General features: G+C 66.9%; 21 protein-coding genes. 16 read left to right on the forward strand and 5 right to left on the reverse strand.

Annotation, left to right across the window (positions count from 1 at the left end; all coding sequences use genetic code 11):
* Positions 1-72: 72 nt before the first annotated feature.
* The 4 genes from A5624_RS18875 to A5624_RS18890 all read left to right on the forward strand — a co-directional run bounded on the left by A5624_RS18875 (position 73) and on the right by A5624_RS18890 (position 9,728).
* A complete protein-coding gene (locus A5624_RS18875) occupies positions 73-1,083 on the forward strand; it encodes an ABC transporter ATP-binding protein (RefSeq protein WP_066869263.1) in 1,011 nt (336 codons plus the stop codon).
* Positions 1,084-1,483: 400 nt separating this feature from the next.
* Entirely contained in the window at positions 1,484-5,005 is a 3,522-nt protein-coding gene (locus A5624_RS18880) for a DNA-directed RNA polymerase subunit beta (RefSeq protein ID WP_156749086.1), read from the forward strand.
* Between the two features lie 59 nt (positions 5,006-5,064).
* On the forward strand, positions 5,065-9,015 hold the full coding sequence (locus tag A5624_RS18885; RefSeq protein ID WP_066869269.1) for a DNA-directed RNA polymerase subunit beta': 3,951 nt from the start codon (positions 5,065-5,067) through the stop codon (positions 9,013-9,015).
* 173 nt (positions 9,016-9,188) lie between these two features.
* On the forward strand, positions 9,189-9,728 hold the full coding sequence (locus A5624_RS18890) for a hypothetical protein (protein WP_156749087.1): 540 nt from the start codon (positions 9,189-9,191) through the stop codon (positions 9,726-9,728).
* On the opposite strand, the gene A5624_RS18895 is transcribed toward A5624_RS18890, so the two are convergent.
* From A5624_RS18895 to A5624_RS18905, 3 genes are read right to left on the reverse strand one after another with little or no spacing between them, the layout of a single operon-like run.
* Positions 9,725-10,336 carry a hypothetical protein gene (locus tag A5624_RS18895; protein ID WP_156749088.1) on the reverse strand — a complete coding sequence of 204 codons (612 nt, stop codon included), beginning with the start codon at positions 10,334-10,336 and terminating at the stop codon, positions 9,725-9,727. The two genes, A5624_RS18890 and A5624_RS18895, sit on opposite strands and share 4 nt — an antisense overlap.
* Complete coding sequence (locus A5624_RS18900; protein WP_156749089.1) at positions 10,333-11,667, reverse strand: hypothetical protein; 1,335 nt, start codon at positions 11,665-11,667, stop codon at positions 10,333-10,335. The genes A5624_RS18895 and A5624_RS18900 overlap by 4 nt, the downstream gene beginning before the upstream one ends.
* A 2-nt stretch (positions 11,668-11,669) precedes the next feature.
* Positions 11,670-11,969 carry a hypothetical protein gene (locus A5624_RS18905; RefSeq protein ID WP_066869276.1) on the reverse strand — a complete coding sequence of 100 codons (300 nt, stop codon included), beginning with the start codon at positions 11,967-11,969 and terminating at the stop codon, positions 11,670-11,672.
* 135 nt (positions 11,970-12,104) lie between these two features.
* On the opposite strand from A5624_RS18905, the gene A5624_RS18910 reads away from it, so the two are divergent.
* From A5624_RS18910 to A5624_RS18930, 5 genes are all read left to right on the forward strand, one after another.
* Positions 12,105-12,860, forward strand: coding sequence for a deoxyribonuclease IV (locus A5624_RS18910; RefSeq protein ID WP_066869279.1), 756 nt, complete (start codon positions 12,105-12,107; stop codon positions 12,858-12,860).
* Between the two features lie 51 nt (positions 12,861-12,911).
* Positions 12,912-14,540 (forward strand): acyl-CoA dehydrogenase family protein, encoded by a 1,629-nt coding sequence (locus tag A5624_RS18915; RefSeq protein ID WP_066869282.1) that lies wholly within the window; start codon positions 12,912-12,914, stop codon positions 14,538-14,540.
* A gap of 73 nt (positions 14,541-14,613) precedes the next feature.
* Positions 14,614-15,552, forward strand: coding sequence for a crotonase/enoyl-CoA hydratase family protein (locus A5624_RS18920; RefSeq protein ID WP_066869491.1), 939 nt, complete (start codon positions 14,614-14,616; stop codon positions 15,550-15,552).
* Between the two features lie 2 nt (positions 15,553-15,554).
* Positions 15,555-16,274: a PaaX family transcriptional regulator C-terminal domain-containing protein gene (locus A5624_RS18925; RefSeq protein ID WP_066869285.1), complete on the forward strand. Its 720-nt coding sequence runs from the start codon at positions 15,555-15,557 to the stop codon at positions 16,272-16,274.
* Positions 16,271-17,038: a crotonase/enoyl-CoA hydratase family protein gene (locus A5624_RS18930; protein WP_066869288.1), complete on the forward strand. Its 768-nt coding sequence runs from the start codon at positions 16,271-16,273 to the stop codon at positions 17,036-17,038. Before A5624_RS18925 ends, A5624_RS18930 begins: the two co-directional genes overlap by 4 nt.
* 4 nt (positions 17,039-17,042) lie before the next feature.
* Here the strand turns inward: A5624_RS18930 and A5624_RS18935 are convergent, their stop codons facing one another.
* Complete coding sequence (locus tag A5624_RS18935) at positions 17,043-17,528, reverse strand: DUF3060 domain-containing protein (RefSeq protein ID WP_066869291.1); 486 nt, start codon at positions 17,526-17,528, stop codon at positions 17,043-17,045.
* A 48-nt stretch (positions 17,529-17,576) separates the two neighbouring features.
* Positions 17,577-17,954, reverse strand: a complete 378-nt coding sequence (locus A5624_RS18940) for a DUF3060 domain-containing protein (RefSeq protein ID WP_066869294.1) — start codon at positions 17,952-17,954, stop codon at positions 17,577-17,579.
* A 194-nt stretch (positions 17,955-18,148) separates the two neighbouring features.
* Between A5624_RS18940 and A5624_RS18945 the strand changes: the two genes are divergently transcribed.
* The 7 genes from A5624_RS18945 to A5624_RS18975 all read left to right on the forward strand — a co-directional run bounded on the left by A5624_RS18945 (position 18,149) and on the right by A5624_RS18975 (position 25,246).
* Positions 18,149-18,793, forward strand: a complete 645-nt coding sequence (locus A5624_RS18945; RefSeq protein ID WP_066869297.1) for a TetR/AcrR family transcriptional regulator — start codon at positions 18,149-18,151, stop codon at positions 18,791-18,793.
* 257 nt (positions 18,794-19,050) lie between these two features.
* Positions 19,051-19,425, forward strand: coding sequence for a 30S ribosomal protein S12 (gene rpsL / locus A5624_RS18950; protein WP_007767794.1), 375 nt, complete (start codon positions 19,051-19,053; stop codon positions 19,423-19,425).
* A complete protein-coding gene (gene rpsG, locus A5624_RS18955; RefSeq protein ID WP_066869309.1) occupies positions 19,425-19,895 on the forward strand; it encodes a 30S ribosomal protein S7 in 471 nt (156 codons plus the stop codon). The genes rpsL and rpsG overlap by 1 nt, the downstream gene beginning before the upstream one ends.
* A gap of 81 nt (positions 19,896-19,976) precedes the next feature.
* A complete protein-coding gene (gene fusA / locus A5624_RS18960) occupies positions 19,977-22,082 on the forward strand; it encodes an elongation factor G (protein WP_066869313.1) in 2,106 nt (701 codons plus the stop codon).
* Positions 22,083-22,190: 108 nt separating this feature from the next.
* Entirely contained in the window at positions 22,191-23,381 is a 1,191-nt protein-coding gene (tuf, locus tag A5624_RS18965) for an elongation factor Tu (RefSeq protein ID WP_044483827.1), read from the forward strand.
* Between the two features lie 163 nt (positions 23,382-23,544).
* A complete protein-coding gene (locus tag A5624_RS18970) occupies positions 23,545-24,315 on the forward strand; it encodes a PE family protein (RefSeq protein ID WP_197518996.1) in 771 nt (256 codons plus the stop codon).
* A gap of 91 nt (positions 24,316-24,406) precedes the next feature.
* Positions 24,407-25,246: an SHOCT domain-containing protein gene (locus A5624_RS18975; protein WP_066869319.1), complete on the forward strand. Its 840-nt coding sequence runs from the start codon at positions 24,407-24,409 to the stop codon at positions 25,244-25,246.
* Positions 25,247-25,263 lie beyond the last annotated feature (17 nt).

Here is a 25,263-nt window from a genome sequence, read left to right on the forward strand (position 1 = left end):
CCGTGCGCTACAGTGACTCATGCCACACAAAAGGGCAGGTGGCGGGCACGAGTGTCGACGGAAGGATTCCCCATGGGCGTCGCTATCGAGGTGAATGGACTGACGAAGTCCTTCGGCTCCTCGAGGATTTGGGAAGACGTGACGTTGGAAATCCCCGCCGGGGAGGTCAGCGTCCTGCTGGGGCCGTCGGGTACCGGCAAATCCGTGTTCCTGAAGTCCTTGATCGGTTTGTTGCGGCCCGAGCGCGGCTCGGTCGTCATCGACGGCACGGACATCCTGCAATGTACGGCCAAGGAGCTCTACGAGATCCGCACGCTGTTCGGTGTGATGTTCCAGGACGGCGCCCTGTTCGGATCGATGAACCTGTTCGACAACGCGGCTTTCCCGCTGCGCGAGCACACCAAGAAGAAGGAAGGCGAGATCCGTGACATCGTCATGGAGAAGCTGACCCTGGTCGGTCTCGGCGGCGACGAGAAGAAGTTCCCCGGAGAGATCTCCGGTGGTATGCGCAAGCGCGCCAGCCTGGCCCGCGCCCTGGTGATGGACCCGCAGATCATCCTCTGCGACGAGCCCGACTCCGGTCTGGACCCGGTCCGTACCGCCTACCTGAGCCAGTTGATCCTCGACATCAACGCCCAGATCGACGCCACGGTGCTGATCGTTACCCACAACATCAACATCGCCCGCACGGTGCCGGACAACATGGGCATGCTGTTCCGCCGAAAGCTGGTCATGTTCGGCCCGCGCGAGGTGCTGCTGACCAGCGACGAGCCCGTCGTGCGGCAGTTCCTCAACGGTCGCCGGATCGGACCGATCGGCATGTCCGAGGAGAAGGACGAGGCGACCATGGCCGAAGAGCAGGCCGCCCTGGACGCCGGCCAGCATGCCGGCGGTGTCGAGGAGATCGAGGGCGTGCCCCCGCAGATCGTCGCCTCGCCGGGCATGCCGGAGCGCAAGGCCGTCGCCCGCCGCCAGGCGCGGGTGCGTGAGATCCTGCACACCCTGCCGCAGAAGGCCCAAGCCGCGATCATCGACGACATGGAAGGCACCCACAAGTACCGGGCACACGAGGTCGGCGAGTAGGCAGCGGCGTCCGGCGGTTCGCGATAACTCCGCGTAACACTCCCGGCCCGCCCTCTTGACGACGGGCCGTAAACGGGCCAGTCTGTTGGGCAGCATGTACCGGAATGGCTCAAGGGAAGTCGAGATCGCCAGCCAGCGCCGATGTCCCTGGACTGCTAACGCTGGGAAGTTGAGGAATGCGCGGTCCTGCGCTATTGTTGGACGTTGCGCTGGCTACCTCCTGCCCACCTCACCCGCCACCTGACACCGTGGTCTAAGCCTGAGCCCCCTTACGTGGCTTAGTTCTAGTTGCGCGTGAGATCCGGACAGTTCGTTCGCCGGCCGAACCGACACAATTCGCGGCGAGCTGGCCGGTGGTCCCGGCCTTCGTGAGTCGCACGAGGTGCTGGAAGGATGCATCTTGGCAGATTTCCGCCAGAGCAAGACGGATCGCCCACAAAGTTCCTCTAACGGAAGTTCCTCAAACGGCTCCGTGCCCGGAGCGCCCAACCGAGTTTCCTTCGCCAAGCTCCGCGAACCGCTCGAGGTTCCCGGCCTGCTTGACGTGCAGATCGACTCCTTCGAGTGGTTGATCGGCGCGCCGCGGTGGCGCGAGGCCGCCGCCGCCCGCGGCGACGTCACTCCGGTGGGCGGCCTGGAAGAGGTGCTCTACGAGCTCTCGCCGATCGAGGACTTTTCCGGCTCGATGTCGCTGTCGTTCTCCGACCCGCGTTTCGACGAGGTCAAGGCGCCGGTCGACGAGTGCAAAGACAAGGACATGACGTACGCGGCCCCGCTGTTCGTCACGGCCGAGTTCATCAACAACAACACCGGCGAGATCAAGAGCCAGACGGTGTTCATGGGTGACTTCCCGATGATGACCGAGAAGGGCACCTTCATCATCAACGGCACCGAGCGTGTCGTGGTCAGCCAGCTGGTCCGCTCGCCCGGTGTGTACTTCGACGAGACCATCGACAAGTCCACCGAGAAGCTGCTGCACAGCGTCAAGGTGATCCCCAGCCGGGGCGCCTGGCTGGAGTTCGACGTCGACAAGCGCGACACCGTCGGCGTGCGCATCGACCGCAAGCGCCGCCAGCCCGTCACCGTGCTGCTCAAGGCGCTGGGCTGGACCAACGAGCAGATCACCGAGCGGTTCGGCTTCTCCGAGATCATGATGTCGACGCTGGAGAAGGACAACACCGCCGGCACCGACGAGGCGCTGCTGGACATCTACCGCAAGCTGCGTCCGGGCGAGCCGCCGACCAAGGAGTCCGCGCAGACCCTGCTGGAGAACCTGTTCTTCAAGGAGAAGCGCTACGACCTGGCCCGCGTCGGCCGTTACAAGGTCAACAAGAAGCTCGGCCTGAACGTGGGCGAGCCGATCACGAGCTCGACGCTGACCGAGGAAGACGTCGTCGCCACCATCGAGTACCTGGTGCGCCTGCACCACGCCCGTACGGATGGCCAGCCCGCGGTCATGACTGTCCCCGGCGGCACCGAGGTGCCGGTGGAGACCGACGACATCGACCACTTCGGCAACCGGCGGTTGCGCACGGTCGGCGAGCTGATCCAGAACCAGATCCGGGTCGGCATGTCCCGGATGGAGCGCGTCGTGCGCGAGCGGATGACCACCCAGGACGTCGAGGCCATCACGCCGCAGACCCTGATCAACATCCGGCCGGTCGTCGCCGCGATCAAGGAGTTCTTCGGCACCAGCCAGCTGTCGCAGTTCATGGACCAGAACAACCCGCTGTCCGGGCTGACCCACAAGCGTCGTCTCTCGGCGCTGGGCCCCGGCGGTCTGTCCCGTGAGCGCGCCGGCCTGGAGGTCCGTGACGTCCACCCGTCGCACTACGGCCGCATGTGCCCGATCGAGACCCCGGAGGGTCCGAACATCGGTCTGATCGGCTCGCTGTCGGTGTACGCCCGGGTCAACCCGTTCGGCTTCATCGAGACGCCGTACCGCAAGGTGGTCGACGGTGTGGTCTCCGACGAGATCCACTACCTGACCGCCGACGAGGAGGACCGCCACGTCGTGGCGCAGGCCAACTCGCCGATCGACGACAAGGGCCGGTTCGAGGAGTCGCGCGTCCTGGTCCGCCGCAAGGCGGGCGAGGTCGAATACGTCCCGTCCTCCGAGGTGGACTACATGGACGTGTCGCCGCGCCAGATGGTGTCGGTGGCCACGGCCATGATCCCGTTCCTCGAGCACGACGACGCCAACCGCGCCCTGATGGGTGCCAACATGCAGCGCCAGGCGGTTCCGCTGGTGCGCAGCGAGGCGCCGCTGGTGGGCACCGGCATGGAGTTGCGCGCGGCGATCGACGCCGGCGACGTGGTGGTGGCCGACAAGGCCGGCGTGATCGAGGAGGTCTCCGCCGACTACATCACCGTGATGGCCGACGACGGCACCCGGCACACCTACCGGATGCGCAAGTTCGAGCGATCCAACCACGGCACCTGCGCCAACCAGTCGCCGATCGTCGACGCCGGTGAGCGGGTGGAGGCCGGTCAGGTCATCGCCGACGGTCCGTGCACCGAGAACGGCGAGATGGCGCTCGGCAAGAACCTGCTCGTGGCGATCATGCCGTGGGAAGGCCACAACTACGAGGACGCGATCATCCTGTCCAACCGCCTGGTTGAGGAGGACGTGCTCACCTCGATCCACATCGAGGAGCACGAGATCGACGCCCGCGACACCAAGCTGGGCGCCGAGGAGATCACCCGGGACATCCCGAACGTCTCCGACGAGGTGCTGGCCGACCTGGACGAGCGCGGCATCGTGCGCATCGGTGCCGAGGTCCGCGACGGCGACATCCTGGTCGGCAAGGTCACCCCGAAGGGTGAGACCGAGCTGACCCCGGAGGAGCGGCTGCTGCGCGCGATCTTCGGCGAGAAGGCCCGCGAGGTCCGCGACACCTCACTGAAGGTGCCGCACGGCGAGTCCGGCAAGGTCATCGGCATCCGGGTGTTCTCCCGCGAGGACGACGACGAGCTGCCGGCCGGTGTCAACGAGCTGGTGCGCGTCTACGTGGCCCAGAAGCGCAAGATCTCCGACGGCGACAAGCTCGCCGGACGCCACGGCAACAAGGGCGTCATCGGCAAGATCCTGCCGCAGGAGGACATGCCGTTCCTGCCGGACGGCACGCCGGTCGACATCATCCTGAACACCCACGGTGTGCCGCGACGGATGAACATCGGCCAGATCTTGGAGACCCACCTCGGGTGGGTGGCCAAGTCCGGCTGGAACATCGAGGGCACGCCCGACTGGGCGGCGAACCTGCCGGAGGACCTGCGGCACGCGCAGCCGGACCAGATCGTGTCGACGCCGGTGTTCGACGGCGCCAAGGAGGAGGAGCTGCAGGGCATGCTGTCCTGCACGCTGCCCAACCGCGACGGCGAGGTCATGGTCGACGGCGACGGCAAGGCGGTGCTGTTCGACGGCCGCAGCGGCGAGCCGTTCCCGTACCCGGTGACCGTTGGCTACATGTACATCATGAAGCTGCACCACCTGGTGGACGACAAGATCCACGCCCGCTCCACCGGTCCGTACTCGATGATCACGCAGCAGCCGCTGGGTGGTAAGGCGCAGTTCGGTGGTCAGCGCTTCGGTGAGATGGAGTGCTGGGCCATGCAGGCCTACGGCGCGGCGTACACGCTGCAGGAGCTGTTGACCATCAAGTCCGACGACACCGTCGGCCGGGTCAAGGTGTACGAGGCGATCGTCAAGGGCGAGAACATCCCGGAGCCGGGTATCCCCGAGTCCTTCAAGGTGTTGCTCAAGGAGCTGCAGTCGCTCTGCCTCAACGTCGAGGTGCTCTCCTCCGACGGTGCGGCGATCGAGTTGCGCGAAGGCGAGGACGAAGACCTCGAGCGGGCAGCGGCGAACCTGGGAATCAACCTGTCCCGCAACGAATCCGCGTCCGTCGAGGATCTCGCCTAGCTTGACCCCACGCAAAGCGTTTTTTCAGTTACTAAACCCGCAAGGGGAAAGGGAGTTACGTGCTCGACGTCAACTTCTTCGATGAACTCCGTATCGGCCTGGCCACCGCGGAGGACATCAGGCAATGGTCTTACGGCGAGGTCAAGAAGCCGGAGACGATCAACTACCGCACGCTGAAGCCGGAGAAGGACGGCCTGTTCTGCGAGAAGATCTTCGGACCGACTCGCGACTGGGAGTGCTACTGCGGCAAGTACAAGCGGGTCCGGTTCAAGGGCATCATCTGTGAGCGCTGCGGCGTCGAGGTGACCCGCGCCAAGGTGCGTCGCGAGCGGATGGGTCACATCGAGCTGGCCGCTCCCGTCACGCACATCTGGTACTTCAAGGGCGTGCCGTCGCGGCTGGGGTACCTGCTCGACCTGGCGCCCAAGGATCTCGAGAAGATCATCTACTTCGCCGCCTACGTCATCACCTCGGTCGATGAGGAGATGCGCCACAACGAGCTCTCGACCCTCGAGGCCGAAATGCTGGTGGAGCGCAAGGCCATTGAGGACCAGCGCGACGCCGACCTGGAGGCCCGCGCCCAGAAGCTCGAGGCCGACCTGGCCGAGCTGGAGGCCGAGGGCGCGAAAGCCGACGCACGCCGCAAGGTTCGCGACGGCGGCGAGCGCGAGATGCGTCAGCTGCGCGACCGTGCCCAGCGCGAGCTGGACCGGCTCGAGGAGATCTGGACGACCTTCACCAAGCTGGCCCCCAAGCAGCTGATCGTCGACGAGAACCTCTACCGCGAGCTGATCGACCGCTTCGGTGAGTACTTCACCGGCGCCATGGGCGCGGAGTCGATCCAGAAGCTGATCGAGAACTTCGACATCGACGCCGAGGCCGAGATCCTGCGTGACGTCATCCGGAACGGCAAGGGGCAGAAGAAGCTTCGCGCCCTCAAGCGGCTCAAGGTGGTCGCCGCGTTCCAGCAGTCGGGCAACTCCCCGATGGGCATGGTGCTCGACGCCGTCCCGGTGATCCCGCCGGAGCTGCGCCCGATGGTGCAGCTCGACGGTGGCCGGTTCGCCACGTCGGACCTCAACGACCTGTACCGCCGGGTGATCAACCGGAACAACCGGCTCAAGAGGCTGATCGACCTCGGTGCCCCCGAGATCATCGTCAACAACGAGAAGCGGATGTTGCAGGAGTCCGTGGACGCGCTGTTCGACAACGGCCGCCGCGGCCGCCCGGTCACCGGGCCGGGTAACCGCCCGCTGAAGTCGCTGTCGGATCTGCTCAAGGGTAAGCAGGGCCGGTTCCGCCAGAACCTGCTCGGTAAGCGCGTCGACTACTCGGGCCGTTCGGTCATCGTGGTCGGCCCGCAGCTCAAGCTGCACCAGTGCGGTCTGCCCAAGCTGATGGCGCTGGAGCTGTTCAAGCCGTTCGTGATGAAGCGACTGGTCGACCTGAACCACGCGCAGAACATAAAGAGCGCCAAGCGCATGGTGGAGCGCCAGCGTCCCCAGGTGTGGGATGTCCTCGAAGAGGTCATCGCCGAGCACCCGGTGCTGCTGAACCGCGCGCCCACCCTGCACCGGCTGGGTATCCAGGCCTTCGAGCCGATGCTGGTGGAAGGCAAGGCAATTCAGCTGCACCCGCTGGTGTGTGAGGCGTTCAACGCCGACTTCGACGGTGACCAGATGGCGGTGCACCTGCCGCTGTCCGCCGAGGCGCAGGCCGAGGCACGCATCTTGATGCTGTCGAGTAACAACATCCTGTCGCCCGCGTCGGGCCGACCGCTGGCCATGCCGCGTCTGGACATGGTGACCGGTCTGTACTACCTGACCACCGAAGTCGACGGGGACAAGGGCGAATATAAGGCGGCCGCCAAGGATGAGCCCGAGGTCGGGGTGTACGCCTCGCCGGCCGAGGCGATCATGGCGTCGGACCGTGGCGTGCTGTCGGTGCGGGCCAAGATCAAGGTGCGGCTGACCCAGTTGCGTCCGCCGGCCGAGATCGAGGCCGAGCTGTTCGGCGCCAACGGCTGGCAGCCCGGCGATGCCTGGTTGGCCGAGACCACCCTGGGCCGGGTGCTGTTCAACGAGCTGCTGCCGGTGGGCTATCCGTTCGTGAACAAGCAGATGCACAAGAAGGTGCAGGCGTCGATCATCAACGATCTGGCCGAGCGCTACCCGATGATCGTGGTCGCGCAGACCGTGGACAAGCTCAAGGACGCCGGTTTCTACTGGGCGACCCGCAGCGGTGTCACGGTCTCGATGGCCGACGTGCTCGTCCCGCCGCGCAAGAAGGAAATCCTCGACCAGTACGAGGAGCGCGCCGAGAAGGTCGAAAAGCAGTTCCAGCGTGGTGCTTTGAACCACGACGAGCGCAACGAGGCGCTGGTGGAGATCTGGAAGGAAGCCACCGACGAGGTCGGTCAGGCGCTGCGTGAGCACTACCCGGCCGACAACCCGATCATCACGATCGTCGACTCGGGCGCCACGGGTAACTTCACCCAGACGCGAACGCTGGCCGGCATGAAGGGTCTGGTGACCAACCCGAAGGGTGAGTTCATCCCGCGTCCGGTCAAGTCCTCGTTCCGTGAGGGCCTGACCGTGCTGGAGTACTTCATCAACACCCACGGTGCTCGAAAGGGCTTGGCGGACACCGCGTTGCGTACCGCCGACTCCGGGTACCTGACCCGTCGTCTGGTGGACGTGAGCCAGGACGTCATCGTCCGCGAGCACGACTGCGAGACCGAGCGGGGCATCCTCGTCGAGCTGGCCGAGCGCCAGCCCGACGGCACCGTGATCCGTGACCCGTACATCGAAACCTCGGCGTACGCACGGACTTTGGGCGCCGACGCGGTCGACGAGGCCGGCAACGTCGTCGTTCCGCGTGGCGAGGACCTGGGTGACCCGGAGATCGACGCCCTGCTGGCCGCGGGCATCACGTCGGTCAAGGTGCGCTCGGTGCTGACGTGTACCACCGGAACCGGCGTGTGTGCCACCTGCTACGGGCGGTCCATGGCGACCGGCAAGCTGGTCGACATCGGCGAGGCCGTCGGTATCGTCGCGGCGCAATCCATCGGTGAGCCCGGTACCCAGCTGACCATGCGTACCTTCCACCAGGGTGGTGTCGGTGAGGACATCACCGGCGGTCTGCCCCGGGTGCAGGAGCTGTTCGAGGCGCGCATCCCGCGCGGCAAGGCGCCGATCGCCGACGTCACCGGGCGGGTCCGTCTCGAGGACGGTGAGCGCTTCTACAAGATCACTATCGTTCCCGACGACGGCAGCGAAGAGGTCGTGTACGACAAGCTGTCCAAGCGGCAGCGGCTGCGGGTGTTCAAGCACGAGGACGGTTCCGAGCGGGTGCTCTCCGACGGCGACCACGTCGAGGTGGGCCAGCAGCTGATGGAAGGCTCGGCCGACCCGCACGAGGTGCTGCGCGTGCAGGGCCCCCGCGAGGTGCAGATCCACCTGGTCCGTGAGGTCCAGGAGGTCTACCGCGCTCAGGGTGTGTCGATCCACGACAAGCACATCGAGGTGATCGTTCGCCAGATGCTGCGCCGCGTCACCATCATCGACTCGGGCTCGACGGAGTTCCTGCCCGGCTCGCTGATCGACCGTGCGGAGTTCGAGGCGGAGAACCGCCGCGTGGTGGCCGAGGGCGGCGAGCCCGCGGCCGGGCGTCCGGTGCTGATGGGTATCACGAAGGCGTCGCTGGCCACCGACTCGTGGCTGTCCGCGGCGTCGTTCCAGGAGACCACGCGAGTGCTGACCGATGCGGCGATCAACTGCCGCAGCGACAAGCTCAACGGTCTGAAGGAGAACGTGATCATCGGAAAGCTGATCCCGGCCGGTACCGGTATCAACCGGTACCGCAACATCCAGGTGCAGCCGACCGAGGAGGCTCGGGCCGCCGCGTACACGATCCCGTCCTACGAGGATCAGTACTACAGCCCGGACTTCGGCCAGGCCACCGGTGCCGCGGTGCCGCTGGACGACTACGGCTACAGCGACTACCGCTAGTCGACAACGAAAAAAGCCCCGGGGTTCGCCCCGGGGCTTTTTCGTTGCGTCGCATTGCCGAACGTGGCCGTGCCGCACGTTCGACGTCCAGCGCGCGGCCAGCGCACACCGGCGGGTGGCTTGCTTCCCGGCGACATTTCGCGTGTGCTTCTAGGCGACGGAGGTGAGAAGCGATGGACGAGCCAGCTGGCGTGGCGACGGGTGCTGCACCGGCGGAGGAGGTGTTGGCGTATCAGGGTGAGGTGTTCATCAACTTCCGGACGAGTCGGCAATGGGTGGTCATCAAACTGTTCACATTTCCCGCCGATGCGAACGACCGCGACATCCTCGCGTTGTTGATCCAACATTTGCGTTATCGCGACAGCTATGCGACGCGAAATTTCCAGGACGCCAAAACGATTCACGGGCCTTACTGGTTGAACGCCATCACTCCCGAGGCCTTTTCCGCGGTCTCTGCGGAGGATGCCGAAGCGTTGCTGCGCACGTGGGCCGAATACCAAGCGCCCTTACCCACGGCCCGTCGCGACGAAATGGAAAGCGAGCTTTACCCGCGCATTCGTGGCGCGACCGCCCGCTACCAGCTCGCCGATCTGCGGGACACCGCTGAACATGATTGGGGCTCATCCGTGGGCTCCGACAGCGGTTTTCACGAGTTTGTGTTGATCGATCGCCGCGCCGGCAGTGTCGCATTGGTTGTCGCCAGCGATGACTAGCTGGTGGGCTGCCCGGCGGCGAGTCCGGCAAGGAATCCTTGGTACACGCCGTCGCTGAGCACGCTGATGTCGCCAGATAGCCGGTCGCGACATGCGGTATCGACGTACAGGGAGTGCACGAATAGTCGGCCCGCGCGCAATTGTTCAGAACCCGCGACATAGTTGCTTTGCTGGATCCACACGCTGTGGTCGCCGAGGTGGGCGATGCCGCTGCTGCGCACCGCGGCCGTCCACTGGATCGGCGGGACGGGCAGTGCCTTGACGGCGATATCGGTGGCATTCATACCGCGCAGCATCCGGTCCGCGTTGTGGAATACGTCCGAGAAGAAGGGTCGGCCGGTATAGCCGAAGACGCTTATGGTGTCGGCAGCGTCCCACTCGCCGCCGCCACGGGGTCCGGTCACGGCGATGCGCGCCCACGGCAGATTTGCATCGTCGGGCAGTGGACGCAGTTCCCAACCAGGGGGTATGCCTAATAGTTTCAGCCACTCAGGTACCTGAACCCCGGGCAGACCGACCACGTCGTCGACATACTCGTCCTCAATCAGCGTATCGACGAGCGACGGCGGAAGAGGATCTCGCATCGGCCCGGTGGATGAGACGCTCACGGCACAGCCGCCTCACCGGTCTGCCCACCGCCGGAAAGAATCGTCCATACAAGAACCCCGCCAACCATTACCCAGCCGAACACTGCTTTGCCTCCCTCACTGAGATCGTGGCCGACCTGTGGTAACCACGACGGCCCGCCGGGCGGCGGCGCCGGATGGGGCGCCGGTGACCCCGGCGCATCCGGCTGGTCCCAGCCGAACGCGGGCGGTTGTTGCACCGGGCTAACGGTGAATCCCGGCGGGGACGGGTCCTGCAACCACGGCGGGAGGTCGGCCGGATGGGGGACCTGCGTCGGTGGCAGCGTCGGCGGTGGCGGATGCCCCGAGAGCGGCGGCTGCGGCTCCGGAATTGGATGTTGATCAATGTCTGGAAGGACCGGCGGATCGTCTACAACTGGCGCCAACGGCAAGTGAACTTTGGGTCCCTTGGTTTTGCCCGGAGGGACTGCTTCGATAGTCGGCCCCCCGGAGGTGCTGTCCGGACGCAGCTTGACCTCCGTGCCATCCGGAAGTTTCATACGCGGGAACCCACCCGAATTGGGTAAGTCGCCGACGGCGCCTTTACTCAACCACTCGAAGAATTTCCGAATCTCTTCCGGTGTGTCCAACTCTCGATGTGGGTCGTTCTTGCCCGGTGGAAGTTGTTGCAAAATCTTTCGGACGTCATCCCAATTCTGTGGTGGTGGCAGGTCTTTCCATGGCGGATCCGCCCCAGGATCTGCGGGCGGCGCCGGGTCCTGCTTGAAGGTGTGGTTGTCGACGCCGTGGATCTCGGGCTTTCGCGGTGCCGTCTGCGGCGCGGAACCTTGCGGAAAGATGTCACGGATGCCCGCCACGGCCGCGGTGATCTTGCCGGCGACTTGTTGATCGAGGGCGACCAGTTGTGCGGCTCGTCGGCGAATGTCGGCGGCTAGTGCCTGCGCTTGGGCTTGTCGTGCGGCGCGTTCGGCCGCCGATCCCCCAGTGGAGCGGTCGATGACCGCCATGTCGTCATCGACGTCGAACCCTGCCGCGTTGGCGTCCAGCACCGCGTAGCGCACCCGCGACCGTGCCGCTTGAAGGTCTGAAGCGCCGCTGCGAGCCATCTTGGCCGCCGCCTGCAGTTGGTCGGCCACCCCGCTGGTAGCCAGCATGTCGGCATGGGCGGCCGTGCGCAGCGCCTCGGCGCCATTTCCGTGCCAATCCGCCGCCAACGCGTCGCGCCACGCTCGGTTAGCCACTCCATAGCTGCGCGCGCCCACCGATTCCCAGTGGTCGGCCGCCTCCGTGAGATACCCGTTGGGCCACGCCACCAGCTGAGAGAGGCTCGGGATCCCAGCACCCGCCGACATCGCTACACGCCGGTCACCCGAGGAGCCACCGAGGCTAACGCGTTCGCCGCATCGGCTTCATTGGCCACGTAGCCCGCGTCGGCCTCGCCGATGTGGGCTGCATGGGCGCCGACCCGGGCGGCCAGTGCCGCGGTGAACTCCGTGACCTCAATATGCGCGGCGTTAACTGCCGCGGCGCTGGCCTGACACGAGAAGCCGATCCATGCCGGGGGGACCTCCGTCCCAGCCAGCTCGCCGACCGACGCCGCCCATCGGGCGGCCATCGCCTGGACGCCAGCGGTATCGACACGCAGCAGCTGCATGGAAAAATTCTATTCGCGTGTGCGCGAGGCGAAAGTCACCCAGGCGATCGGTGTCCCATCGAGCTCATCGGCACAGCGCGCTAGTGCATGTGCTGGTGGATCGCTCGCGTCACTACCCCTCACTAGACTGTCCCCGTGCTCATCGGTTCACACGTCCGCAACGACGACCCGCTGGCCGCCGCGCAGGCCGACGGAGCCGACGTCGTGCAGTTCTTCCTCGGCAACCCGCAGAGCTGGAAAAAACCCAAGCCCCGCGAGGACGCCGAGGCGCTCAAAGCGTCGACCGTCCCGCTGTACGTCCATGCGCCGTACCTCATCAACGTCGCGTCGGCGAACAACCGCATCCGGATCCCGTCGCGCAAGATCCTGCAGGACACCTGCGACGCGGCCGCGCAGATCGACGCGACGGCGGTCATCGTGCATGGCGGCCACGCCGACGACGACGACATGGAAGCCGGCTTCCAGCGGTGGGTCAAAGCGCTGGACTACCTGGAATCGGACGTGCAGGTGTACCTGGAGAACACCGCCGGCGGCGACCACGCGATGGCCCGCTATTTCGACACCATCGGCCGGCTGTGGGATCACATCGGCGACAAGGGAATTGGCTTCTGCCTGGACACCTGCCACGCCTGGGCCGCCGGGGAGGCCCTGATCGACGCGGTCGACCGGATCAAGTCGCTGACCGGACGCATCGACCTGGTGCACTGCAACGACTCGAGGGACGCGGCCGGGTCGGGTGCCGACCGGCACGCCAACTTCGGCACCGGCCAGATCGACCCGCAGCTGCTCGTCGCGGTGGTCGAGGCCGCCGGCGCACCGGTGATCTGCGAAACCGCGGACGAGGGCCGCAAGGACGACATCGCCTTCCTGCGGGAGAACGTCAAGGACTAACCCGCTGTTACACCTCTTGTGCAGCTGTCGGGAAAATGTAACATTGGTGGCATGTCGGATACGCATGTCGTCACCAACCAGGTCCCGCCCCTGGAGAACCACAATCCCGCCAGTTCCGCGGTGCTCATCGAGGCCCTGATCCGCGAGGGCGGCCAGTGGGGCTTGGAGGAGGTGAACGAGGTCGGGGCGCTGTCGGCCACCCACCAGGCGCAGCGGTGGGGCGAGCTCGCCGACCGCAATCGGCCCGTCCTGCACACCCACGACCGCAACGGCCACCGCATCGACGAGGTCGAATACGACCCCGCCTACCACGAACTGATGCGCGCGGCGATCGCCCACGGCATGCACGCCGCGCCCTGGGCCGACGAGCGGCCGGGCGCGCACGTGGTCCGCGCCGCCAAGACGTCGGTGTGGACGGTCGAGCCGGGCCACGTCTGCCCGATCTCGATGACGTACGCCGTCGTTCCCGCGCTGCGCTTCAACCCCGAGCAGGCCAGGGTGTACGAGCCGTTGCTGACCAGCCGCGAATACGACCCCGAGCTCCGGCTGCCCAGCACCAAGCCGGGTATCACCGCGGGTATGTCGATGACGGAGAAACAGGGTGGCTCCGATGTGCGCGCCGGCACCACCCAGGCGATCCCCAACGCTGACGGCTCCTACCGCCTGACCGGTCACAAGTGGTTCACCTCGGCGCCGATGTGCGACATCTTTTTGGTGCTCGCGCAGGCACCGGGTGGTCTGTCGTGCTTTCTGGTGCCGCGGGTGTTGCCCGACGGCACCCGCAACCGGATGTTTTTGCAGCGGCTCAAGGACAAGCTCGGCAACCACGCCAACGCGTCCAGCGAGGTCGAATACGACGGCGCGATCGCGTGGCTGGTGGGGGAGGAAGGGCGCGGGGTGCCCACCATCATCGAGATGGTCAACCTGACCCGGCTGGACTGCACGCTGGGCAGCGCGACCAGCATGCGCACCGGTCTGACCCGCGCGATCTACCACGCTCAGCACCGAAAGGCGTTCGGCGCCTATCTGATTGACCAGCCGCTGATGCGTAACGTGTTGGCTGACCTGGCCGTGGAGGCGGAGGCGGCGACCATGGTCGCGATGCGGATGGCCGGGGCGACCGACAGGGCCGTGCGTGGCGACCAGCGCGAGGCGCTGCTGCGCCGGATCGGCCTGGCGGCCAGCAAGTACTGGGTGTGCAAGCGCTCCACCCCGCACGCCGCCGAGGCGCTGGAATGCCTGGGCGGCAACGGCTATGTCGAGGACTCCGGCATGCCGCGGCTGTACCGGGAGGCCCCGCTGATGGGCATCTGGGAGGGTTCGGGCAACGTCAGCGCGCTGGACACGTTGCGGGCCATGGCCACTCGTCCCGAATGCGTCGAGGTGCTCTTCGACGAGCTCGCCGACGGCGCGGGCCAGGACCCGCGCCTGGCCGCCCACGTCGCGCGGCTGCGCGATCAGCTGGCCGACCTGGAGACCATCGCCTACCGCGGCCGCAAGGTCGCCGAAGACATCTGCCTGGCGCTGCAGGGCTCGCTGCTGGTGCGCCACGGCCACCCCGCCGTCGCCGAGGCCTTCCTGACGACCCGGCTCGACCGACAGTGGGGTGGCGCGTTCGGCACCATGCCCGACGGGCTCGACCTCGCACCGATCCTGGAGCGGGCGCTGGTCAAGGGCTGAGCCACAATATGACCTGCGCCGGCGGCCCGACCACGCGCCGCATGAGCGGCGCCAACGAGGAGGAGTGGCGCCATTGACCCACGCGATCAGACCGGTCGACTTCGACAACCTCAAAACGATGACCTACGAGGTCACCGACCGGGTTGCCCGCATCACGTTCAACCGGCCGGACAAGGGCAACGCGATCGTCGCCGACACCCCGCTGGAGCTCTCGGCTTTGGTGGAGCGTGCCGATCTCGACCCTGACGTCCACGTCATCCTGGTGTCCGGCCGCGGTGAGGGCTTCTGCGCGGGCTTCGACCTGAGCGCCTATGCCGATCGCACCGGCTCGGCCGGCGGCACCGGCGCGTACCAGGGCACCGTGCTGGACGGAAAGACCCAGGCGGTCAACCATTTAGCGGATCAGCCGTGGGACCCGATGATCGACTACCAGATGATGAGCCGCTTCGTGCGGGGCTTCTCCAGCCTGATGCACGCCGACAAGCCGACGGTGGTCAAGATCCACGGCTACTGCGTGGCCGGCGGCACCGATATCGCACTGCACGCCGATCAGGTGATCGCCGCCGCCGACGCCAAGATCGGCTACCCGCCGACCCGGGTGTGGGGCGTTCCGGCGGCCGGCCTGTGGGCACACCGGCTCGGCGACGCCCGCGCGAAAAGGCTGTTGTTCACCGGTGATTGCATCACCGGCGCGCAGGCCGCCGAGTGGGGCTGGGCGGTCGAGGCGCCGGATCCGGCCGACCTCGACGAGCGCACCGAACGGCTGGTCGAGCGGATTGCCGCGGTGCCGGTCAACCAGCTGATCATGGTCAAGCTCGCGCTGAATTCCGCGCTGCTGCAACAGGGCGTGGCGACCAGCAGGATGGTCAGCACGGTGTTCGACGGCGTCGCCAGGCACACGCCCGAGGGCCACGCCTTCGTCGCCGATGCGGTCGAGCACGGGTTCCGCGAGGCGGTGCGGCACCGCGACGAACCCTTCGGTGACCACGGCCGACGCGCGTCCGGAGTGTAACCATGCCGGACATGACAGCGCGGTCGGTGGTGCTCAGCGTGCTACTCGGCGCGCACCCCGCCCACGCTCGGGCGAACGAATTGGTCAGGCTCACTTCCGATTTCGGCATCAAGGAGTCGACGCTGCGGGTGGCGCTGACCCGGATGGTCGGCGCAGGCGACCTGATCCGCTCCGCCGACGGCTATCGGCTCTCGGATCGATTGTTGGCCCGCCAGCGGCGCCAGGACGATGCCATCGACCCGCGGGTGCAACCCTGGACCGGGGAGTGGATCACACTCATCGTCACCAGCGTGGGCAAGGACGCCCGGACCCGCGCGGCTCTGCGAACCACCTTGCACGACAAGCGTTTCGGAGAGCTTCGCGAGGGGGTGTGGATGCGCCCCGACAACATCGACGCGGGGCTCGGCCCTGAGGTCGCGGCCCAGACGCGGGTGCTGCGGGCGCGCGACGACGACCCCGCCGAGCTGGCCGGGCAGCTGTGGGACCTGCCCGCCTGGGCGCAGACCGGGCACCGGTTGCTCGACGAAATGGCCGCGGCGCCAGACATTCCCGGCCGCTTTGTGGTCGCCGCCGCGACGGTGCGCCACCTGCTCACCGATCCGGTGCTGCCCGACGAGCTACTGCCGGCCGACTGGCCGGGCGCCCGGCTGCGGGCGGCCTACCACGACTTCGCCGCGGAGCTGCTCGAGCGGCGCGAACCACTATTTGCGGAGGCGACATGACAGATCCGGTGCGGGTCGAGCGCAACGGCCCGGTGACCACGGTGATCATCAACCGCCCGGGCGCGCGCAACGCGGTCAACGGCCCGACGGCCGCCGCGCTGTATGCGGCCTTCGAGGAGTTCGACCGCGACGACACCGCATCGGTGGCCGTGCTGTGGGGCGAGGGTGGAACCTTCTGTGCGGGGGCCGATTTGAAGGCCTTCGGCACGCCCGATGCCAACGCCGTGCACCGCACCGGCCCCGGCCCCATGGGCCCGACGCGGATGGTGCTGTCCAAACCCGTCATCGCCGCGGTGAGTGGCTACGCCGTCGCCGGGGGTCTGGAACTGGCCATCTGGTGTGACCTGCGGGTGGTCGAGGAGGACGCCGTGTTCGGCGTGTTCTGCCGGCGCTGGGGGGTGCCGCTGATCGACGGCGGCACCGTGCGGCTGCCGCGCCTGATCGGCCACAGCCGGGCGATGGACATGATCCTCACCGGCCGCGCGGTGGCCGCCGCCGAAGCCCAGGCCATCGGGTTGGCGAATCGCGTTGTCCCCAAAGGTCAATCGCGCCAGGCGGCCGAGGAATTGGCGGCTCAACTGGCGGCGCTGCCGCAGCAGTGCCTGCGCTCCGACCGGCTCTCGGCGCTACATCAGTGGGGGACAACGGAATCCGATGCGCTCGACTTCGAATTCGCCAGCATCTCCCGGGTGGCCGCGGAGGCGAACGAAGGGGCCGGGCGCTTCGCGGCGGGCGCCGGCCGGCACGGGGCGCCGGCCGGCTGACGCCTCAGCTGCCCTTGTTGATCGTGTTGCTCTGGCCGATCTTGTCGACCTTGGGGTCACCGTCTTTGTAGGTGATGGTGTTGTTCATGCCCAGCACGGTGATGCGGGTGTTGACCTTGTCGAACGTGATCTTGTTGTTGGTGCCGGTGACGGTGGCCGTCTCGCAGGTGCCCGTGACGGTCAGGGTGTTGTCCGAGCCGCCGACGTTGAGCGACTTGCCGCTGGCGCAGTCCAGCGTGGTGGTGGTGCCCATCGATCCGTAGTTGATGGTGTTGCCGATCTCGATGGACGCGGTGGTGCTGGCCCCGCTGGTTCCCGTCGTCGGCGCGGCGCTGGCACTCGTCGTCGCGCTGCTCTTCGTGGTGGTCGTCGACGGGCCCGCCGGCGGGTTGGCCGTCGAACTGCAGCCGGACAGCACCATGGCCGCGGCGGCCGGCGTCACGGCGAGCACGGCCAAGCGCTGCGAACGGTCACGCATGTAGGCGGGCATGTGTCCTCGATTCCCCTCGATTGGCGATGATGATGTGGTGGGCGCCGCTCAGCCCGGCACCTGCTGCAGCCGGTTGGTCATGCCCAGTTCGCGGCCGCGGTCCCACAGGGCGGGCTGACCGTTCTTATAGAACACCGTCTGGTTGTAGCCGTACACGGTGATGTCATGCGAAACCGAGTCGGCGATGACGGTGTTCGACGAACCCATCACCGTCACGGCGTAGCAGTTGCCCAGCGCGGTGACCGTGATGCCGGTGCCGTTGACCATCAGCGTGGCGTCGTTGCAGTCGACCGTCTGCTCGATGTCTTGCCCGATCACGTGGGTGTCGCCGTTCTTGGCCTGCGCGACGCCCGGCGGGGCGGCGGCGCCGGCGACGACGGCGATGACACAGGCGGCCAGTGACCCGGCGACAGTCGTCCACTTCACTGCGGGTCCCCTTTTTCCGACGCTGCTCGAAACGGGCAAGCATGACATTACGTGCATTTGCCTGCCCGGTGGCAGAAATTATTTTTCCCTCGCCGGGCCCCCGCATCGCCTCCGGGGAGATGAATGTCCGAACGGGCGTCAACTAGAGTCATTAGTTAACCGCATCCCGAACATGCAAGCGAAGGGCGACCGCCATGGCAGCTCCACCGGATCCGCCCCCGGCGGCCGGCGCCCAACGCGCGGGCCGGCCCGCCTCCCGTCCGGCCAAGCTCAGCCGCGACGGGATCATCGACGGCGCCCTGACGTTCCTGGACCGCGAGGGCTGGGACGCCCTGACCATCAATGCGCTGGCGATGCAGCTCGGCACCAAGGGGCCGTCGCTGTACAACCACGTCGACAGCCTGGAGGACCTGCGCCGCGCGGTGCGGATCCGCGTGATCGACGACATCATCACGATGCTCAACCGCGTCGGCGAGGGCCGCGCCCGCGACGACGCGGTGTTGGTGATGGCGGGCGCCTACCGCAGCTACGCCCACCACCATCCGGGCCGCTACTCGGCCTTCACCCGGATGCCGCTGGGCGGGGACGATCCCGAGTACACCGCCGCGACCCGCGGGGCCGCCGCCCCGGTGATCGCCGTGCTCTCGTCCTATGGTCTGGACGGCGAGGCGGCCTTCCATGCGGCGCTGGAGTTCTGGTCCGCCCTGCACGGGTTCGTTCTGCTGGAGATGACCGGTGTGATGGACGACATCGACACCGACGCGTTGTTCTCCGACATGGTGCTGCGGCTGGCGGCCGGTCTGGAACGGCGCACCGCCGCCGATGGCGCCCGCTACTAGCCGGATGCGCCCGCCGTCGCTTTGACCTGCGAGACCGGCGGCGGGTATTGTGGTCCCTCGTGCCTGGCGGCTTACGGCGCCTAACCGTAAGGAAGTGGATGCCGGGCGAATTCGCCTGTCCACGAAGCATCGGACCTCCTCCGGTGCGCAGCGCATGCGACACACCCGGACGCGGGGTGACGCGGACGGCCATAACTGCAGTACACAGACTTGAAAACGCTAGAAGTATGCCGAACACGAACACAGAAAGCCGGTAGATGCCAACCATTCAGCAGCTGGTCCGCAAGGGTCGCCGCGACAAGGTCGCCAAGGTCAAGACCGCGGCCCTGAAGGGCAGCCCGCAGCGCCGTGGCGTATGCACCCGCGTGTACACCACCACCCCGAAGAAGCCGAACTCGGCGCTTCGGAAGGTCGCCCGCGTGAAGCTGACGAGCCAGGTTGAGGTCACCGCCTACATCCCCGGCGAAGGCCACAACCTGCAGGAGCACTCGATGGTGCTGGTGCGTGGTGGTCGTGTGAAGGACCTGCCCGGTGTCCGGTACAAGATCATCCGCGGCTCGCTGGACACCCAGGGTGTCAAGAACCGCAAGCAGGCTCGTAGCCGTTACGGCGCCAAGAAGGAGAAGAGCTGATGCCGCGCAAGGGGCCCGCGCCGAAGCGTCCGTTGGTCAATGACCCGGTGTACGGGTCGCAGCTGGTGACGCAGCTGGTGAACAAAGTTCTGCTGGACGGGAAGAAATCGCTGGCCGAGCGCATTGTTTATGGTGCGCTCGAACAGGCCCGCGACAAGACTGGCACCGACCCGGTGATCACGCTCAAGCGGGCGATGGACAACGTCAAGCCCTCCCTCGAGGTGCGCAGCCGACGCGTCGGTGGCGCTACCTACCAGGTCCCGGTCGAGGTGCGTCCGGACCGCTCGGTGACGCTGGCACTGCGCTGGCTGGTGAGCTTCTCCAAGCAACGCCGCGAGAAGACCATGGTCGAGCGGCTGGCCAACGAGATCCTGGATGCCAGCAACGGCCTGGGCGCCGCCGTCAAGCGGCGCGAGGACACCCACAAGATGGCCGAGGCCAACCGCGCCTTCGCGCACTATCGCTGGTAGGCGGCGGCGTCCAACGGCAGAGCGGCCGGGCGCAAACCGACAGCGAACTAACCAAGCAATCGAAAGAGTGGGAAGACTTCTGTGGCACAGAAGGACGTGCTGACCGACCTCACGAAGGTCCGCAACATCGGCATCATGGCGCACATCGACGCCGGCAAGACGACGACGACCGAGCGCATCCTCTACTACACCGGTATCAGCTACAAGATCGGTGAGGTGCACGACGGCGCCGCCACCATGGACTGGATGGAGCAGGAGCAGGAGCGGGGCATCACCATCACCTCCGCGGCCACCACCTGCTTCTGGAACGACAACCAGATCAACATCATCGACACCCCCGGGCACGTCGACTTCACCGTCGAGGTGGAGCGCAGCCTGCGCGTGCTCGACGGTGCCGTGGCCGTCTTCGACGGCAAGGAGGGCGTCGAGCCGCAGTCCGAGCAGGTGTGGCGGCAGGCCGACAAGTACGACGTCCCGCGCATCTGCTTCGTCAACAAGATGGACAAGATCGGGGCAGACTTCTACTTCTCCGTGCGCACCATGGAGGAGCGGCTGGGCGCCAACGTCATCCCGATCCAGATCCCCGTCGGTTCCGAGGGCGACTTCGAGGGCGTCGTCGACCTGGTCGAGATGAAGGCCAAGGTGTGGAGCGCCGAGGCCAAGCTCGGTGAGAAGTACGACGTCGTCGACATCCCCGCCGACCTGGCCGAGAAGGCCGAGGAGTACCGCACCAAGCTGCTCGAGGCCGTCGCCGAGACGGACGAGGCGCTGCTGGACAAGTACCTCGGCGGTGAAGAGCTCACGATCGAGGAGATCAAGGGCGCGATCCGCAAGCTGACGATCAGCTCGGAGGCCTATCCGGTGCTGTGCGGCAGCGCGTTCAAGAACAAGGGCGTTCAGCCCATGCTGGACGCCGTCATCGACTACCTGCCGTCGCCGCTGGACGTGCCGCCCGCCGAGGGCCACGTCCCCGGCAAGGAAGAGGAGCTGATCACCCGCAAGCCGTCGACGGACGAGCCGTTCTCGGCGCTCGCGTTCAAGGTGGCCACGCACCCGTTCTTCGGCAAGCTGACCTACGTCCGGGTGTACTCGGGCAAGGTCGACTCGGGCAGCCAGGTCATCAACTCCACCAAGGGCAAGAAGGAGCGGCTGGGCAAGCTGTTCCAGATGCACTCCAACAAGGAGAACCCGGTGGAGACCGCCTCGGCCGGTCACATCTACGCGGTGATCGGGCTCAAGGACACCACGACCGGTGACACGCTGAGCGACCCGAACCAGCAGATCGTGCTGGAGTCGATGACCTTCCCCGACCCGGTCATCGAGGTGGCCATCGAGCCCAAGACGAAGAGCGACCAGGAGAAGCTGTCGCTGTCGATCCAGAAGCTCGCCGAGGAAGACCCGACCTTCAAGGTGCACCTGGACCAGGAGACCGGCCAGACCGTCATCGGCGGCATGGGCGAGCTGCACCTGGACATCCTGGTGGACCGGATGCGGCGCGAGTTCAAGGTCGAGGCCAACGTCGGCAAGCCGCAGGTGGCCTACAAGGAGACCATCAAGCGGGCCGCGCAGAACGTCGAGTTCACCCACAAGAAGCAGACGGGTGGCTCGGGTCAGTTCGCGAAGGTGATCATCAACCTCGAGCCGTTCACCGGCGAGGACGGTGCGACCTACGAGTTCGAGAACAAGGTCACCGGTGGGCGCATCCCCAGGGAGTACATCCCGTCGGTGGACGCCGGTGCGCAGGACGCCATGCAGTACGGCGTGCTGGCCGGCTACCCGCTGGTGAACCTCAAGGTCACCCTGCTCGACGGGGCGTTCCACGAGGTCGACTCCTCGGAGATGGCCTTCAAGATCGCCGGTTCCCAGGTGCTGAAAAAGGCTGCGGCGCAAGCGCAGCCGGTCATCCTGGAACCGATCATGGCCGTCGAGGTCACCACGCCCGAGGACTACATGGGCGACGTGATCGGCGACTTGAACTCCCGCCGTGGCCAGATCCAGGCCATGGAGGAGCGGAGCGGTGCGCGCGTGGTCAAGGCGCATGTGCCGCTGTCGGAGATGTTCGGCTACGTCGGCGACCTGCGGTCCAAGACCCAAGGCCGGGCGAACTACTCCATGGTCTTCGACTCCTACGCCGAAGTGCCGGCGAACGTGTCGAAGGAGATCATCGCGAAGGCGACCGGCCAGTAAACCTTCGCTCGGAGTAATCTTGCCGGGTCATGAATGCCTTGGGCGCGGCACAACTGAAAACACCAACACTGCTTTAACAAGCACCAACTAGTCCAGGAGGACACAGAAGTGGCGAAGGCGAAGTTCGAGCGGACGAAGCCGCACGTCAACATCGGGACCATTGGTCACGTTGACCACGGCAAGACCACGCTGACCGCGGCTATCACCAAGGTTCTGCATGACAAGTACCCCAACCTGAACGAGTCGCGCGCATTCGACCAGATCGACAACGCGCCCGAAGAGCGTCAGCGCGGTATCACGATCAACATCTCCCACGTGGAGTACCAGACCGAGAAGCGTCACTACGCCCACGTCGACGCCCCGGGTCACGCCGACTACATCAAGAACATGATCACCGGTGCGGCCCAGATGGACGGCGCGATCCTGGTGGTCGCCGCCACCGACGGCCCGATGCCGCAGACCCGTGAGCACGTGCTGCTCGCGCGTCAGGTCGGCGTGCCCTACATCCTGGTCGCGCTGAACAAGGCCGACATGGTCGACGACGAGGAGCTGCTCGAGCTCGTCGAGATGGAGGTCCGCGAACTGCTGGCCGCCCAGGAGTTCGACGAGGACGCCCCGGTCGTGCGGGTCTCGGCGCTCAAGGCGCTCGAGGGCGACGCCAAGTGGGTCGAGTCGGTCGAGCAGCTGATGGAGGCCGTCGACGAGTCCATCCCGGACCCGGTCCGCGAGACGGAGAAGCCGTTCCTGATGCCCGTCGAGGACGTCTTCACCATCACCGGTCGTGGCACCGTGGTCACCGGTCGTGTCGAGCGCGGCATCATCAACGTCAACGAAGAGGTCGAGATCGTCGGCATCAAGCCGACCAGCACCAAGACCACCGTCACCGGCGTGGAGATGTTCCGCAAGCTGCTCGACCAGGGGCAGGCCGGCGACAACGTCGGGCTGTTGCTGCGTGGTATCAAGCGTGAGGACGTCGAGCGCGGTCAGGTCGTGACCAAGCCCGGCACCACCACCCCGCACACCGAGTTCGAGGGTCAGGTCTACATCCTGTCCAAGGACGAGGGCGGCCGGCACACGCCGTTCTTCAACAACTACCGTCCGCAGTTCTACTTCCGCACCACCGACGTGACCGGTGTGGTGACGCTGCCGGAGGGCACCGAAATGGTGATGCCCGGTGACAACACCAACATCTCGGTGAAGCTGATCCAGCCCGTCGCCATGGACGACGGTCTGCGGTTCGCGATCCGTGAGGGTGGCCGCACCGTCGGCGCCGGCCGGGTCGTCAAGATCATCAAGTAGTTCGAACCACCGCAAAGCCCGGATCGCCGACTCGGCGATCCGGGCTTTGTGCATCTCCGGCGATGTCGGGCCCGGCCAGCGCGGGAGAAATCATGCGGCGAGGCGGCCGGCTGGTTTAGCATTTGCTCATAATTCTCCTGACTGTCGGGCGGGTGAGGTGCCGATGTCATACGTTCAAGCGACTCCCGAATTCGTGGCGGCGGCCGCGGGGGATCTGGCCCGGATCGGGTCGACGATCACCTCCGCCAACACCGCCGCGCTGGGGCCCACCTCGAGCGTGCTGGCCCCCGGCGCCGACGAGGTGTCGGCCAGCATCGCCGCACTGTTCGATGCGCACTCCCAGGTCTATCAGGCGCTGAGCGCCCAGGCCGCCGCGTTCCACAGCCAGTTCGTGCAGCTGATGAACGGCGGTGCGGCGCAGTACGCCTTCGCCGAGGCCGCCAACACGACGCCCCTGCAGACTGCGGCGGGCCCGGCGTCGATGGCCGCGCAGGTCCCCGCGGTGAGCGCCGGCGCCGTGGGCACCTCCGCGCCGACCGCGCCCGCGGGACCCCTGGCGGCGGCGGTGGCGCCGGCCGCGGCGGCGGCCACCCCGGCACCGGCCGGCACGCCGGTCGCGGCGGCCCCGGCGGGATCGGCCACGCTGGCCTCGGCCACCACGCCCGCCGGCGCGGCGCGGGTGGCGACCCCGGCCTACGCTCCGGCGACGTCGCCGGCCACCGTCCAGCCGGCGGCATCGGCGGCCACCCCGGTCGCCAACCCCGCCGCGTCCATGCAGACCGCGGCGCCGCCGCAGGCCACTCCGGCCTCCACCATGCCGGTCTCGGCGCGGACCGCGCCGCACGCCCCGGCGCCCGCGCAGCCGGCGCACCCCGCGCAGCAGGCGACGCCGCCGGTGCGGCGGGTGCCGATCGTGCCGCCCGAACCGGTGTAGGCGGCCGGAAGCGGTTTGCGCGTATCGCCGTCACCGTGGCACCGGCAGCGCTAATCTGACACGGATTCCCCAGTAAGCCGAGGAGGGGCCTGTGTTAGCGCGCTACCTGAAGGCACAGTTGATAGTTTTGCTGTGCGGTGGACTGGTCGGGCCGATCTTCTTGGTCGTGTACTTCACCCTCGGGCTCGACAACCTGCTGCAGTGGATGTTCTACGTCGGCCTGCTCATCACCGTGGCCGACGTGTTGGTCGCACTCGCGTTGGCGAATTACGGGGCCAAGTCGTCGGCCAAGGTGGCCGCGCTCGAGCAGAACGGGGTGCTGGCGCTCGCCCAGATCACCGGGATCACCGAGACGGGCACGTGGGTCAACAACCAGCAGGTCGTCAAGGTGCACCTGCACATCGCCGGACCCGGGCTGGTGCCGTTCGACAGCGAGGACCGGGTGATCGCCAGCGTGACCCGGCTCGGCAACCTCAACGCCCGCAAGGTGGTGGTCCTGGTGAACCCCACCACCAGCGAATACCGGATCGACTGGGAGCGAAGCGCTTTGGTCAACGGGTTGGTGCCCGCGCAGTTCACGGTCGCCGAAGACAACACGACCTACGACCTCAGCGGGCAGGCCGGTCCGCTGATGGAGATCCTGCAGATCCTCAAGGCCAACAACGTCGCACTGAACCAGACGGTCGACATCCGGTCTAACCCGGCATTGCGCGCCCAGATCCAGGCGGTGGTGCGCCGCGCGGTGCACCAACAGGCGCCGGCCGCCCAACCGGCGCCGGCTGCGGCGGCGCCCGCGGCGGCAGCCGTCGTCACCCCTCCCGAGCCGACGATCGCCGCGCGGCTACAAGAGCTCAAGGAGCTGCACGCCAGTGGGGCGTTGACCGACGCCGAATACACCAGCCGGCGCGCCGCGATCATCTCCGAAATCTAGGAGCCCCGCCCGGCTCG

The organism is Mycobacterium sp. 1482292.6 (genome assembly GCF_001672995.1).
In the GTDB taxonomy this organism is placed as follows: Bacteria; Actinomycetota; Actinomycetes; order Mycobacteriales; family Mycobacteriaceae; genus Mycobacterium; species Mycobacterium europaeum_A.